The 13476-nt window shown below is 45.5% G+C and carries 9 protein-coding genes; 1 reads left to right on the forward strand and 8 read right to left on the reverse strand.

Annotated elements, in window-relative coordinates; translation table 11 throughout:
- Positions 1-52: 52 nt before the first annotated feature.
- The 5 genes from DDT91_RS02540 to DDT91_RS02560 form a co-directional block, all read right to left on the reverse strand.
- Positions 53-421 (reverse strand): DMT family protein, encoded by a 369-nt coding sequence (locus DDT91_RS02540; protein ID WP_187174561.1) that lies wholly within the window; start codon positions 419-421, stop codon positions 53-55.
- Between the two features lie 102 nt (positions 422-523).
- On the reverse strand, positions 524-2488 hold the full coding sequence (gene ftsH, locus DDT91_RS02545) for an ATP-dependent zinc metalloprotease FtsH (RefSeq protein ID WP_187174562.1): 1965 nt from the start codon (positions 2486-2488) through the stop codon (positions 524-526).
- A gap of 115 nt (positions 2489-2603) precedes the next feature.
- Positions 2604-3977: a DNA repair protein RadA gene (radA, locus tag DDT91_RS02550; protein ID WP_187174563.1), complete on the reverse strand. Its 1374-nt coding sequence runs from the start codon at positions 3975-3977 to the stop codon at positions 2604-2606.
- A 98-nt stretch (positions 3978-4075) separates the two neighbouring features.
- The gene (polA, locus tag DDT91_RS02555; protein WP_187174564.1) at positions 4076-6904 is read right to left on the reverse strand and encodes a DNA polymerase I; all 2829 of its coding nucleotides are present in this window, start codon (positions 6902-6904) and stop codon (positions 4076-4078) included.
- A gap of 111 nt (positions 6905-7015) precedes the next feature.
- The gene (locus DDT91_RS02560; RefSeq protein WP_187174565.1) at positions 7016-7459 is read right to left on the reverse strand and encodes a hypothetical protein; all 444 of its coding nucleotides are present in this window, start codon (positions 7457-7459) and stop codon (positions 7016-7018) included.
- Between the two features lie 74 nt (positions 7460-7533).
- On the opposite strand from DDT91_RS02560, the gene DDT91_RS02565 reads away from it, so the two are divergent.
- Positions 7534-9213, forward strand: coding sequence for an amidase (locus DDT91_RS02565; RefSeq protein WP_187174566.1), 1680 nt, complete (start codon positions 7534-7536; stop codon positions 9211-9213).
- Between the two features lie 66 nt (positions 9214-9279).
- Here DDT91_RS02565 and DDT91_RS02570 read toward each other — a convergent pair whose 3' ends face one another.
- From DDT91_RS02570 to DDT91_RS02580, 3 genes are all read right to left on the reverse strand, one after another.
- Entirely contained in the window at positions 9280-11421 is a 2142-nt protein-coding gene (locus tag DDT91_RS02570; RefSeq protein WP_187174567.1) for a cytochrome c biogenesis protein CcdA, read from the reverse strand.
- An 88-nt stretch (positions 11422-11509) separates the two neighbouring features.
- A complete protein-coding gene (locus DDT91_RS02575) occupies positions 11510-12898 on the reverse strand; it encodes a dipeptidase (protein WP_187174568.1) in 1389 nt (462 codons plus the stop codon).
- A gap of 140 nt (positions 12899-13038) precedes the next feature.
- Positions 13039-13434, reverse strand: a complete 396-nt coding sequence (locus DDT91_RS02580; protein WP_187174569.1) for a GxxExxY protein — start codon at positions 13432-13434, stop codon at positions 13039-13041.
- Positions 13435-13476 lie beyond the last annotated feature (42 nt).

Here is a 13476-nt window from a genome sequence, read left to right on the forward strand (position 1 = left end):
ATTCAGTTTTACCAAGGATGGCAATTATCCCTTTCGAGTTGCTTGATTGCCCCTATTTTTTGAAAATAAAATATACGGCCAAAACCAAAAACACCGCGCCAATCAGGTGATTGAGTTTCAGGGTCTCATTTTTGAAGGCAATAAGGGTAAAAATCATAAACACGATCAATGTTATGACCTCCTGAAGAACTTTGAGTTGGACTAGTGAAAAAGGCCCTCCATTTCCTGAGAAGCCAATTTTGTTGGCGGGAACCTGAAAGCAATATTCAAAAAGAGCTATCCCCCAACTGATCAATATCACCGAAATTAGCCCAAGCTTATTAAACCATTTCCACTCAGCAAATTTCAAGTGGCCGTACCAGGCCAAAGTCATAAAGGTGTTGGAAAGGACAAGAAGTCCGATGGTAAGGAGCGCTTTCATATGAGATTGTATTTGGCCTCCAAATCTCCTGAAAAAAATAAAAAGCCATCTATTTAATTTAGTCGGAATTAAGAATCTCCATCTTCTAAACAGCTATAAAAGCTAAAGCTTTTTTATCTCCAGATCAGGGGCAGGCGGAAGTCCGGTCACTTTGAGGATTTCTTCTTCCTCCAAGGTTTCTTTTTCCAACAACGCCTTTGCAAGTGCGTCCAATTCTTTTCGGTGTAACTTCAAAAGTCGGATCGCCTCATCATGGCATTCATTGATGATTTTTACTATTTCTGCATCGATCTTTTTTGCGGTTTCCTCGCTGTAGGTGTAAGGTAAATCGCCATACGATACTCCCAAGTATTCATTTTGAGTAGGCCCCAACTGGACCAGGCCTAATTCCTCACTCATCCCCCAACGAGTCACCATGCCCCAGGCAATTTCAGTTGCTTGTTCGATGTCATTTTCCGCTCCGGTGGTTTTGGTTCCATAGACCACTTCTTCTGCCGAGCGACCACCCAAAATACCGATGATCCGAGCTCTGAGATATTCCTCCTCATAATTATACTTGTCCCGGTCGGGACGCTGATAAGTAACTCCCAAAGCCTGACCTCGGGGCACAATAGTCACCCGGTTGACCGGCTCCGCACCAGGTACCAAAAGGCCCAGTATGGCATGGCCACTTTCGTGATAAGCTATTCGTTCCCGATCCTCCGGACTAAGTAAAATGGGTCGTTCTGGACCTAAGACAATCTTCTCCAAAGCATCCATGAAATGAGCTTGGGTAACTTTGTCGGCATTTTCGTGTGCCGCTTGAAGAGCAGCTTCGTTTACCAAATTCTTAAGATCGGCTCCTGTAAATCCCGGAGTCGTAGCAGCAATCTCTTCAAAGCTGAATTTTTCTTCCAGGGGTACCTTTCGGGTATGAACTTTCAAGATCGCGATCCGTCCAGCCTTATCCGGAGGATTGATAACAATTCTGCGATCAAATCGACCGGCTCTTAGCAAGGCCTTGTCGAGTATCTCTGGCTGATTGGTGGCAGCCAAAACGATAACCCCTTCCTTGCTCGAAAACCCATCCATCTCAGTTAAGATTTGGTTGAGCGTTTGTTCCTGCTCACTGGCACCTCCTACCACATATTGCCCCCGAGATCGACCCACAGAATCCAGCTCGTCTATGAAGATGATGGAAGGTGCATTTTCTCTGGCAAGCCGAAACAAATCCCGAACCCGGGCAGCACCCACCCCCACGATCATTTCTACAAACTCTGAGGCACTCATGGAAAAAAACGGGACTCCGGATTCTCCCGCCACTGCCCGGGCAAGAAGAGTTTTTCCCGTACCCGGAGCTCCTACCAGCAAAACCCCTTTGGGAGCGGTCCCACCAAGCCGGGTAAACTTCTCCGGATTTTTCAAAAATTCCACAATCTCCACCAATTCATTTTCCGCTTCATCTATCCCCGCCACGTCCTCAAATGTCACTCTTTCCTCTGTTCTTACATCAAAAAGCTTGGCGTTGCTTTCTCCCATTCCCATCATCCCTCCAAAGCCCCCCCGAGCCTGAGCCCTACGAAACAGCCAGATATAAAAAAGAATAATCAAAACCGCCGGACCAAAAGAAGCCAGAAAAGTCCAAAACGGGCTGCTCTCACTCTCGGTCGGGCTGGCAATGATCTCTACCTGATGTTCGTGGAGCAAGGCTTCCAAATCCTGCCCCGCAAATGCCGGAACGATGGTTTTGAAATGGGTGACTTCTTGTAATTTGGGCTCTTGCTTTTTCTCAATTTCAGGTTTTTGATAGGTTACTGCATTCTGGAATTTCCCGGATAAAAGCTCCCCCTTGGACGTAATCGCTTTTACATTTCCTTTGGTAACCTCCTCTTTAAACAGGGAATAAGGAATTGAAACCTCTGGTGCTTCTCTTGGGAAAAAGAAGTGAACTACAAAGTAGTTGAGAATCAAGATTGCAATAAAAATCAGCCAAGTCCTTTTGGAGGGAAGTCTACTTGGTTCTTCTGAAGGTTGGGACCAAGGATTTTGGGAATTAGGCTCTTCTTGAGTTGATCTGAAAATACCCATAAGGCTAAAGGGAGATGAACTACAAGGAATTTAGCCAAATTATCTTTTGCAAAAAGCTTTTTTCAGGAATTTCTGTTTTTTTGAATAGACTTATTCTTGGGATCTGTTTTTGAAATCAAAAAATCATCTGGTACATCTCCTCCAGTTTACTTACCTGGAGGATTTGGATCTTAAACTTGCTCAGATCCAAGCCTTTCACGGCGTATTTGGAGACCACGATCTTTTTGAAACCCAACTTTTCCGCTTCGGCGATACGATTTTCGATACGGGATACGGCTCGAATCTCTCCACCTAATCCCACTTCTCCAGCAAAGCATATCTGCTCCGATACGGGCGTATCCTCATAGCTGGAAATCAGCGAAGCACAAACCGCTAGATCCAATCCCGGATCATCCACCCTGAGTCCACCAGCCACGTTCAAGAACACGTCCTGCTGACCCAATCGCATGCCTCCACGCTTTTCCAAAACCGCCAAGAGCATGTTTAATCGCTTGGCATCGTGGCCCGTGCTGCTTCGCTGTGGAGTACCATAAGTTGCCGGACTAACCAAGGATTGGATTTCAATCAAAAGGGGTCGATTCCCTTCCATCATGGCACCGATAGCCACGCCGTTGAGTACTTCTTCCCGCTGGGTAAGGAGAATTTCTGATGGATTGGCCACGGATCTCAATCCTTCCGCCCGCATTTCGTAAATCCCGAGCTCATGGGTGGAGCCAAAGCGGTTTTTGGAGGTACGGAGAATCCGGTAGGTCAAATGACGATCACCTTCAAACTGCAAGACGGTATCAACCATGTGTTCAAGCACTTTGGGTCCGGCGATAGACCCATCTTTGGTAATATGTCCAATAAGAAATACCGGAGTGCCCGTTTCCTTGGCGAATTTCATCAGCTCGGCTGTACATTCTCTTACTTGAGACACAGAGCCTGCGGCTGATTCTACATATTGACTACTTAAGGTCTGAATGGAATCAATAATCAAAAAATCTGGCTTCAGAATCTCAATCTGCTGAAAAATCTGTTGGGTGTTGGTTTCCGAAAGCACATAGCAATCCGGATTTTTGGCGGACATGCGATCTGCTCGCATTTTGATTTGGGCTTCGCTTTCTTCCCCAGAGACATAAAGGACTTTTTTCCCTTTCAATGTCAAGGCAATCTGAAGCATCAGCGTGGACTTTCCGATACCTGGCTCGCCCCCGATCAAGACCAAAGAACCTGAGACAATTCCTCCTCCAAGTACCCGGTCCAACTCCGGATCTGAAGTGATCCATCTGGGCTGTTCCTCGTAATTGACCTCGGCAATTTTTTTGGGAACACTGGCTTTTTTGAGTCCGGAGCCCTGGGGCTTCCAACTTCCCTTTCCGGTTTCTTCTTTTTGGAGAATCTCCTCTACATAGGTATTCCACTCCCCACAGGCGGGACATTTTCCCAGCCACTTGGGACTTTGTGCACCGCAGTTTTGACAGAAAAAGGTGGTTTTGACTTTAGCCATCCGTGAAGTATCAAGTAGTTGGTATCAAGTATCAAGACGTGATGCTCAAAATGAGACCAACCAATTTTTTAATTTTGAAATATTCCAATTTTTCAATCCTAGTGTGCTTGGAGCCAATCTGAACCCACGCCCACTTCCACTTCGATCGGTACAGGTAGTTTGATGGCATTGGACATCAATCCCGGAATATGCTTTTTGAGCAGATCTACTTCGTCCTTGTGGGCATCGAAGACCAATTCATCATGCACTTGAAGGATCATTTTGGATTTGATCTTTTCTTTTTTCATCCAGTCATGCACGTGGATCATGGCAACTTTGATCAGGTCGGCGGCTGAGCCCTGAAGCGGGGCATTGATGGCGTTTCGCTCTGCAAAACCCCTCATGGTCATATTTCGGCTGTTGATATCGCGCAGGTAGCGACGACGGCCGAGTATAGTTTCCACATATTCATGCTTGCGTGCCTTTTCGATGGCTCCATCCATGTATTCTTTGACTGCCGGAAACTCCGTGAAATAGGCGTCGATTATTTCTTTGGCTTCAGTCCTGGGAATAGACAATCGTTGGGCTAATCCAAAGGCAGAAATCCCGTAAATAATCCCAAAATTGGCGGTTTTGGCCTTCCTTCTCATATCAGAAGTTACCTCTTCCAATGGCACTTTGAAGATCTTGGCAGCAGTAGTAGCATGGATATCCCTACCATTTTTAAATGCTTCCAGCATAGACTCATCTTGAGAAAAAGCGGCCATCAGGCGAAGTTCAATCTGGGAATAATCCGCAGAAAGCAGAACGTGATCTTTATCTCTGGGCACAAATGCCTTGCGTATTTCTCTTCCCCGGTCAGTCCGAATAGGGATATTTTGAAGGTTGGGATTGATGGAGGATAATCGTCCTGTCGCTGCGACAAATTGATTGTAGGTGGTATGGATTCGTCCTGTTTTGGGATTGATCATCGTCGGAAGCGCATCCACATAGGTGGACTTCAACTTGACCATTTGTCTGTGATCGAGAATGGCTTGGGCGATTTCATGTTCATCAGCCAATTTACTGAGGATCTCCTCGCCAGTGGCATACTGACCGGTTTTGGTCTTTTTGGCTTTCGGATCGAGTTTGAGCTTTTCAAAAAGTACCTCGCCCAGTTGCTTTGGGGAGGCAAGATTAAACCTTACTCCGGCCAACTCATAGACCCGCTTCTCAATTTCCTTGCTTTCTTGCTCCAAAGCCACAGACAATTCTGTCAAACATTCCGTGTCAATCCGAACACCTTCAAACTCCATATCGGTCAACACTCGAATCAAAGGATTTTCGACTTCATCAAATAGTTTTTCCAAGCCGTTGGTCGAAATAATCGGATCCAGTTTACCTTTTAGCCTTAGGGTAATGTCCGCGTCCTCGGCGGCATAGGCAGTCACTTCGTCCTCATCCACATCCCGCATATTTCCCTGTCCTTTTCCTTTTTTGCCGATGAGTTCAGTGATAGAGACAGGGCGGTAGTTCAGGTATTGTTGGGCCAGCCAGTCCATCCCGTGTTTTCCCTCCGGCTCAATAAGGTAATGGGCAAGCATGGTATCATAGAGTGTTCCCTTCACCTCAAGGCCATAGTTCTTCAGCACGAGCATATCATATTTGATATTTTGCCCAATCTTGATGATGGATTCATTTTCAAATACAGGCCGAAGCAACTCAAGGATTTCCTGAGTTTCGTTTTGATCAGATGATACAGGGATGTAGTAAGCTTCCCCCTCGATATAGGCAAAGGAAAGCCCGACCAGTTCTGCTTTCATTGCATCCAGATCGGTCGTTTCGGTATCAAAGCAGATTTCCTTTTGCAAAAGGAGGTAATCTACCAGCTCCTGAACAGCCTCTTTTCCTTTGATTTTGTGGTAATTGTGGACATTGGTGTGGATGGTATCCAATATGGCGGGAGTAGTAATGGAAACTTCCTCCTCTGGGGTTTCCTCTTCCTCTGTCCTGGCAGGTGCTGATGATGGTGCCCCAAAAAGGTCCATCTGCGCGGGAGCTGCAATGGCTGCTTTTTTTCCGGTGGAATCTTTGAATATTCGGCTGGCAAGGGTTCTAAACTCCAGTTCACTAAAAATAGCCCGGAGTTTTTCCTCGTCAAATCCATCATACCTCAAATCCACTTCATCAAATTCCACGGGAACATCAATTTTGATGGTTGCCAATTCTTTGGATAAAAGCCCTTGCTGTGCAAAACTCTCCACATTCTCCTTTTGCTTGCCCTTAAGCTTATCCACATTGGCAATCAACCCTTCCACTGTGCCAAATTCCTTGAGCAGTTTCACGGCAGTTTTTTCACCAATTCCGGGTATTCCGGGAATGTTGTCCACGGCATCTCCCATCAATCCGAGAATATCCCTTACTTGATCTACATGTTCGATATCCCATTTTTCACAGACTTGCTTAGGCCCTAGTACATCCACACCATTACCCATAAAGGCGGGTTTATATAAGAAAATATGGTCGTCGACAATTTGTCCATAATCCTTATCCGGAGTCATCATGTACACGGTGAAGTGCTCCTTTTCAGCCTTTTTGGCTAGAGTCCCGATGATATCATCTGCTTCAAAGCCATCCATTTCCAGGACCGGAATCCTAAAAGCTTTTACAATCTCCTTTACCCATGGAATAGAAGCCGTAATGTCCTCTGGCTGTTCCAAGCGATTGGCTTTATACGGCTCATATTGGGCATGTCTAAACGTGGGTGCTTTAGTATCAAAGGCCACGGCAATATGACTGGGCTTTTCCTTTTCCAAGACTTCCAAAAGGGTGTTGGTAAATCCCAACATCACACCGGTATTAAGTCCTTTTGAATTGATTCTTGGATTTTTACTGAAGGCAAAATGAGCTCTGTAAATCAAAGCCATTGCGTCCAGCAAAAAGAGTTTATGGGGTTGTTTTTGAGACATAGAAATCAAACTTGACTAGGAAAAAACACTTTGGGTAGCCAAGTTAAGAAATAATCTATTGGCCTTTGGACCCGAAACCCCAAAAGAAAGTCTCCTATACAGACAGAACCTTTAGGCTTGTGATTCGGATTGATTAAGGTAATTTTTGACCTGAAGACTTCTCAGAAAAATAAGTATTAATGGGATAAGCCATACCAATTCATTGAATACCAAATGAAAAATACTTCGCTTATTCCAACTCAGATCCGGTGCAAAGCCAAGTGTAAACCAAATCGCTGTGATGATTTTTCCCGTAATCCCTGCCAGAATTAACCAAACCCAGGAAACAGGATAAAAAGCAGAAACAAATATGATCAATCCGACAAGGATGCCAAAAGTCCCAAAATAGTTGGAAGGAAGACTTTGCAACTCCGGATTTCCCATAGCCATCCACTTCAACAACTCCGGGCCAAACCACTTGTAAAATGCCGACCAAGCTATGGTGTACATTCCCGCCAAGAGCAACAAGCCTCGGAAGTGCATGGGAAATGTGGGAAAGCTCGTATTTTGATCCATGGGTGGTTTGATTTTTTTCGGGTATTTGAACACCTTCAGGCGCTACTTGTTTGGTAATTACACAAAACTATCCAATGGAACGAAAAAATCACCCAGGCTCGCGTTCTTTTCTGATTCTCGGAGCCATTGCTATTCTCTCACTGGGTTTTACCCTAGGCAGAAATTTAGGGGATATCAGCCCCTCTACCATTGATTATGCAGCTGATTTGATCGGCCTGACTTTTACCCCACAGGAGAAAGACAGCATGATCAGTACCCTAAACAACCACCGAAGCAATTTTGAAATTCTTAGGAAAACAAAACTGGAGAATTCAGTTTCTCCAGCCTTGGTATTTAATCCATTGCCCCAAGGCTTTTTCCCAAGTCAAGACCAGAAGCCTTACGATTGGGGCCTGCCAACCAAGGTGGATTTGCCTTCTAAGGAAAATGATATCGCCTTTCTTTCGGTTAGCCACCTTTCTGTCTTGATCAAAAACAAACAAATCACCTCCGAGCGTCTGACCAGAATTTATCTAGACCGGATCAAGAGCTATTCGGATACCCTTCAATGTTTGGTCTCTCTGATGGAAGAATCTGCCCTGAAAAAAGCCAGGGAAATGGATCAGGAGATTTCTCAAGGAAAATATCGCGGTCCACTCCATGGTATTCCTTATGGAATCAAAGACCTTCTGGCAGTACCGGGAACCAAAACCACCTGGGGCGCCATGCCATACAAAGATCAAGTTATCGATGAAACTGCCACAGTCGTACAAAAGCTAGAAGATGCAGGAGGAGTGTTGGTGGGAAAATTCACTTTGGGTGCTCTTGCGATGGGAGACGTCTGGTTTGGAGGAGTAACGAAAAACCCATGGAATCTCAAACAAGGATCCAGTGGGTCTTCTGCAGGATCAGCTTCTGCAGTCAGTGCAGGACTGGTTCCTTTTGCCATCGGCACAGAAACACTGGGCTCCATCGTTTCACCTTCTACTCGAAACGGCGTAACCGGCCTTCGCCCTACCTACGGAAGGGTGAGTAAGCACGGTGCTATGGCCCTCAGTTGGTCTATGGACAAAATCGGACCGATTTCAAGGTCAGCCCTGGACAATGCAATTGTGCTTTCTGTGATCAATGGAATGGATGGGAAAGATGCCTCCACGATTCCTGCTGCTTTCAATTATTCGGCTAAAAATGATGTGAAAAAGCTCAAAGTAGGCTATTTCAAGCCATTTTTCGAAGGAGATCGGGCAACTAGCAAAAATGATCAGGCAGTATTGGATGTTTTGAAAAATCAGGGAATCGAACTTCATCCCTTGGAACTTAAAACTAGCATCAATGCGGCACCTTTGGTCTCTATGCTATTGGTGGAAGGGGCGGCAGCATTTGATGAATTGACCCGGTTGGATCTAGACGACCAGTTGGTCGCGCAGCATCGAAATGCCTGGCCGAATATATTCCGTGCGGCTAGATTTATCCCGGCAGTGGAATATGTTCAGATGAGTCGTCAGCGCAGTATACTGATCCAAGAAATGCATGAATTAATGAAAGACTATGATGTGATCGTGACTCCATCATTTGCCGGCCAGCAGTTACAGATAACCAATCTTACAGGTCATCCTGCACTTTGCCTGCCCAACGGTTTTGCTGAAAACGGCAGCCCAACGTCCATTACCCTTCTGGCCAACCTTTTTGAGGAGGAAAAACTGATCATGCTGGGGAGATTGATCCAAGAAAACACAGATTGGCAGGCGAAAAGGCCTCCCATGTTTGATAAATAAAAATAAAAGAGGCTCTTGGATCACAGGAGCCTCTTTCAGCTTAAGTGCGAGGATTCTAATTTATTTTTAATTCCTTTTCATAAACTCATTTTTTGCCGCATCCAAATATTCCACAAAAGCCAAGATATCCGTATTGTACCCCCTTGGTTTAGCTACAAGTTGCTCATTGTGGTCTAAAATGACATAATACGGCTGGGCATTGTTGTTGAATCGGGTGATCTGGAAATCGGCGTTTTGCTTGCCAAGGGTTTTTTTCACCTTACCATCATAGCTCGAGGTGTACCATTCACTTTCCGGAAGTTCCAGCCGCTCGTCGATGTAAAGTGCGACCATCACAAAGTCTTCCTTCAAGCGCATCAGAACTTGTGGATCCACCCAGACATTTTCTTCCATCTTGCGGCAATTTACACAGCCGTGACCGGTGAAGTCGATCAAAAGAGGCTTACCTTCCCGCTTGGCTGCGGCCAAAGCTTGTTCGTAGTCGAAATAGCCCGGAATTCCGTGGGGAATTTTCAGGCGATCAGCGTATTTGATCACTTCGGTGGAAGTAGAGGGCGTTTCCCCTGAAGCGATCCCTCCTTCAATTTTGAATTGTTGCGTAGTGATTGGAGGCAGATAACCGCTGAGTATTTTGAGCGGAGCGCCCCAAAGTCCCGGAATCATGTGAACCACAAAAGCAAAAGTCAGCAATGCCAACAGCAATCTAGGTACGCCGATGTGGTCGAGCTTGGAATCGTGAGGCAAGCGGATTTTTCCCAAAAGGTAAAGTCCCAAAGCGGAGAAGATCACAATCCAGATCGCCAGAAAAATATCCCGATCCAGAATGCCCCAATGGTAAACAAGGTCGGCGATGGAAAGGAATTTGAATGCCAAGGCCAATTCCAAAAAACCCAAGACCACTTTTACAGAATTCAACCAACCTCCTGACTTTGGAAGTCGCTGCATCCACTCTGGGAAAATGGCGAAGAGGGTGAAAGGAATGGCGAATGCCAAACCGAATGAAAACATACCCAATACCGGCTTGACCAGTTCGCCGCCCGCAGAGGAAATCAGAATCGATCCTACAATCGGCCCTGTGCAGGAGAAAGAAACCAACACCAAGGTAAAGGCCATAAAGAATACGCCACCTAGTCCGCCTTTTTCTGCTTTGGCATCCATCTTATTTACCAAACTCGAAGGCAAGGTCAGTTCAAACATGCCCAAAAATGCTAAGGCAAAGACAATAAAGATCCCAAAGAAAAAGACATTGGGAATCCAGTGGGTAGCCAGCCAGTTAGCAAACTCGGGACCTTGAATCGCTGCTACGGCTGTTCCCGCAATCGTATAAATCGCAATGATGGAAATTCCATAAATAAAGGCCTGACGAATTCCTTCCGATCGTTTTTTTGATCTCCCGGTGAAAAAGCTCACTGTCATCGGAATCATCGGAAACACGCAAGGTGTAATCAATGCCGCCAATCCTGCCAAAAAAGCCAAAACCATAAATCCCCAAAGCGACTCCGTTTCCCCTTCGGCAGTGAAGTCTTGGGGAATTTCAGTTTGCTGTTCTGCTTCTCCTGTTTGCTGTCCTGCTTCTCCAGAAGCAGGACTTAAAGCAAATGGTGATTCAATTGAAGTCGAATCACTCGCTGATTGTTTATTTTCTCCTTCAATTCCGACTGTTTGGTTTGCTCCTGCTTCAGGAGAAGCAGGAGAACTTGCAGATTGTGTTTTCGGCGAGCTTTCCTTCGCCGTAAACTTAATCTCAATATCCTGCTCGTAATTGATGCACTGCCCAGTTAGGTCGGAGCACATTTGGTATTCCAGTGAGCCTTTGATCATTCCGGAAGTGGTTTTAATGGTCACAGGCTGCTCAAATCGCCCTTTTCCCATAAAGTAGGTCACATCCCCTTCCCAGACCTCGTCAAATTTCTTCTTCGGATTGATGGCTTTTAGTTTGGAGGCTACGGCAAAATCTCCCGACTCCGCTGGAACAAACTCAGTCAAAAGCGGGCCCAAATCCTTGTCAAAATCGTTGGAATAAACATACCAACCCATTGGAATCTCCGCCTCCATGATCACTGTGGCTTTTTCTCCCACTTGCAGTTCCTTTGGTTCAAGAGAAAAGGTCCACTTGGGTGGCTTTACCAATTGAGCTTGGGCAAGAAAGGAGATCAAAAGAAAAACCGGAAGCAGAAGCTTACCGATCTTTTGAGGAGTTGGGTTCATTCAATGTTGGGATTTACTCTGGCAAACAAGGATTTAGGTCTTGGGGTTCGAAATTAAACCCTTTGGAAATAGCTTTCGGCGACTTTGATCACTTTCCGCTGAGCTTTCTGAAGTGTCTGAAGAATGCCGCAATGGTCTCGATGCCGATAAAATAGTTTTTCACCCCATAATGCTCATTAGGAGAGTGAAGCGCATCGGTATCCAAGCCAAAGCCGAACAGAATCGGATCGCTACCCAATTCTTTTTGGAACAAAGCCACAATCGGAATCGAGCCGCCTTCCCGAGTTGGAATCGGTCTTTTTCCGAAGGTTTCTTCCATCGCTGCTTCTGCTGCCTGATAGCCGATCGATGAATCAGACACTACTGCAGGAGCTCCGCCATGGTGGGCTTTGACCTTTACTTTGACGGATTTTGGCGCAATGGCTTTGAAATGAGACTCGAAAAGCTGGGCGATTTCATGCCAATCCTGATCCGGTACCAATCGCATGGAGATTTTAGCGTAGGCCTTCGAAGGCAAAACGGTCTTCGCTCCTTCTCCGGTATATCCACCCCAAATTCCGTTGACATCCAAGGTCGGACGGATACCCACGCGCTCGATGGTGGTGTAGTCCTTTTCCCCATGGACATCGTCGATATCGAGTTTTCCTTTGTATTCATTAAGGTCAAAAGGCGCCTCATTCAGTCGCTGACGCTGCTGAGCAGTCAGTTCCTGTACTTTTTCATAAAATCCCGGAATGGTGATGTGCTCATTTTCATCCTTCATGGAAGCGATCATTTTGCACAGCACATTGATCGGGTTGGCGACAGCACCGCCATAAGTTCCTGAATGAAGGTCGCGATTGGAACCTGTCACTTCTACTTCCATGTAAGCCATGCCGCGAAGTCCTACTGTAATTGACGGATCCTGCATACTGATCATGTGGGTGTCGGAAATCAAAATCACATCGGCTTTTAGTCGCTCCTTGTTTTCCAAAACAAACTTGTCCAAGTTGTCCGAACCCACTTCTTCTTCACCTTCGATCATGAACTTGACATTGCAGGGCAAATCTCCTGAAGCCATCATCGATTCAAAAGCTTTGATGTGCATATAAAATTGTCCCTTGTCATCTGCAGATCCACGGGCAAAAATGGCTCCCTCGGGATGATTGGGGGTGTTTTTGATGACAGGTTCGAAAGGTGGAGAATCCCAAAGTTCGTATGGGTCAGCAGGCTGCACATCGTAGTGGCCATAGACTAGGACCGTTGGCAATGATGGATCAATGATTTTTTCCCCATAAACAATAGGATAGCCTGCTGTTTCACAGATTTCAGCGACATCGGCTCCTGCTTTTTCCAGCGATTCTTTGACAAACTGGGCCGCTGCAAAGACTTCGTTTTTGAATTTGGGATCTGCACTGACGGAAGGAATCCGAAGCAGATCTAGGAGTTCATTGAGGAAACGGTCTTTGTTGGAGGCGATAAATGCAGCTACGGACATATTTGGGTGTTTTAGGTTTCTAAAGGCCTCAAAATTATTCCTTTCGGGAGGATTTGCCTAGGAATTTTCTCTTTTTGCCACGAAGACCCAAAGTCACAAAAAAATTTAATTGCCACTAAGGCAAAAAGGCCCAAAGAAGATTAGGTGTTTACAAACCGTCTTATTCCTTTTTTTATAAGTGGGACGTTGAAATTAATCAAGTAACCAAGGTTTAATTTTGAAAGTTTGAGATGACTGATGATTTGAGCTTCCCAAACGGGATTTAACACATCTACCGCTTTAAGTTCTACAATCACCCTGTCTTCAATAAGCAAATCCAGCCTAAGTCCTTCATCAAACCAAATCCCATCATAGCTGATCGGAATATTGACTTGTCTTTTTACTTCAAATCCAGCTTTTTTGAGTTCATGCTCCATGCAAACTTCATAAATCCTTTCCAAAAGTCCTGGCCCAAGTTCCTTGTGAATAGTAAAAGCAGCATGAACCACAGCTGTCCCGATTTCTTCTTCAAAATCTGTTGGCTTGGTGTGATTCATTGAAATTCAAAACTTTAAATCTTTAATTTAATGAATCCTTAC

Origin of the sequence: Algoriphagus sp. AK58 (assembly GCF_014324365.1) — a bacterium.
GTDB lineage: Bacteria > Bacteroidota > Bacteroidia > Cytophagales > Cyclobacteriaceae > Algoriphagus.

What these genes read in the sequence shown, in the direction of transcription:
- DDT91_RS02540 (WP_187174561.1), bottom strand. Translation starts at nt 421, where the DNA reads ATGAAAGCGCTCCTTACCATCGGACTTCTTGTCCTTTCCAACACCTTT.
- ftsH (WP_187174562.1), bottom strand. Translation starts at nt 2,488, where the DNA reads ATGGGTATTTTCAGATCAACTCAAGAAGAGCCTAATTCCCAAAATCCT.
- radA (WP_187174563.1), bottom strand. Translation starts at nt 3,977, where the DNA reads ATGGCTAAAGTCAAAACCACCTTTTTCTGTCAAAACTGCGGTGCACAA.
- polA (WP_187174564.1), bottom strand. Translation starts at nt 6,904, where the DNA reads ATGTCTCAAAAACAACCCCATAAACTCTTTTTGCTGGACGCAATGGCT.
- DDT91_RS02560 (WP_187174565.1), bottom strand. Translation starts at nt 7,459, where the DNA reads ATGGATCAAAATACGAGCTTTCCCACATTTCCCATGCACTTCCGAGGC.
- DDT91_RS02565 (WP_187174566.1), top strand. Translation starts at nt 7,534, where the DNA reads ATGGAACGAAAAAATCACCCAGGCTCGCGTTCTTTTCTGATTCTCGGA.
- DDT91_RS02570 (WP_187174567.1), bottom strand. Translation starts at nt 11,421, where the DNA reads ATGAACCCAACTCCTCAAAAGATCGGTAAGCTTCTGCTTCCGGTTTTT.
- DDT91_RS02575 (WP_187174568.1), bottom strand. Translation starts at nt 12,898, where the DNA reads ATGTCCGTAGCTGCATTTATCGCCTCCAACAAAGACCGTTTCCTCAAT.
- DDT91_RS02580 (WP_187174569.1), bottom strand. Translation starts at nt 13,434, where the DNA reads ATGAATCACACCAAGCCAACAGATTTTGAAGAAGAAATCGGGACAGCT.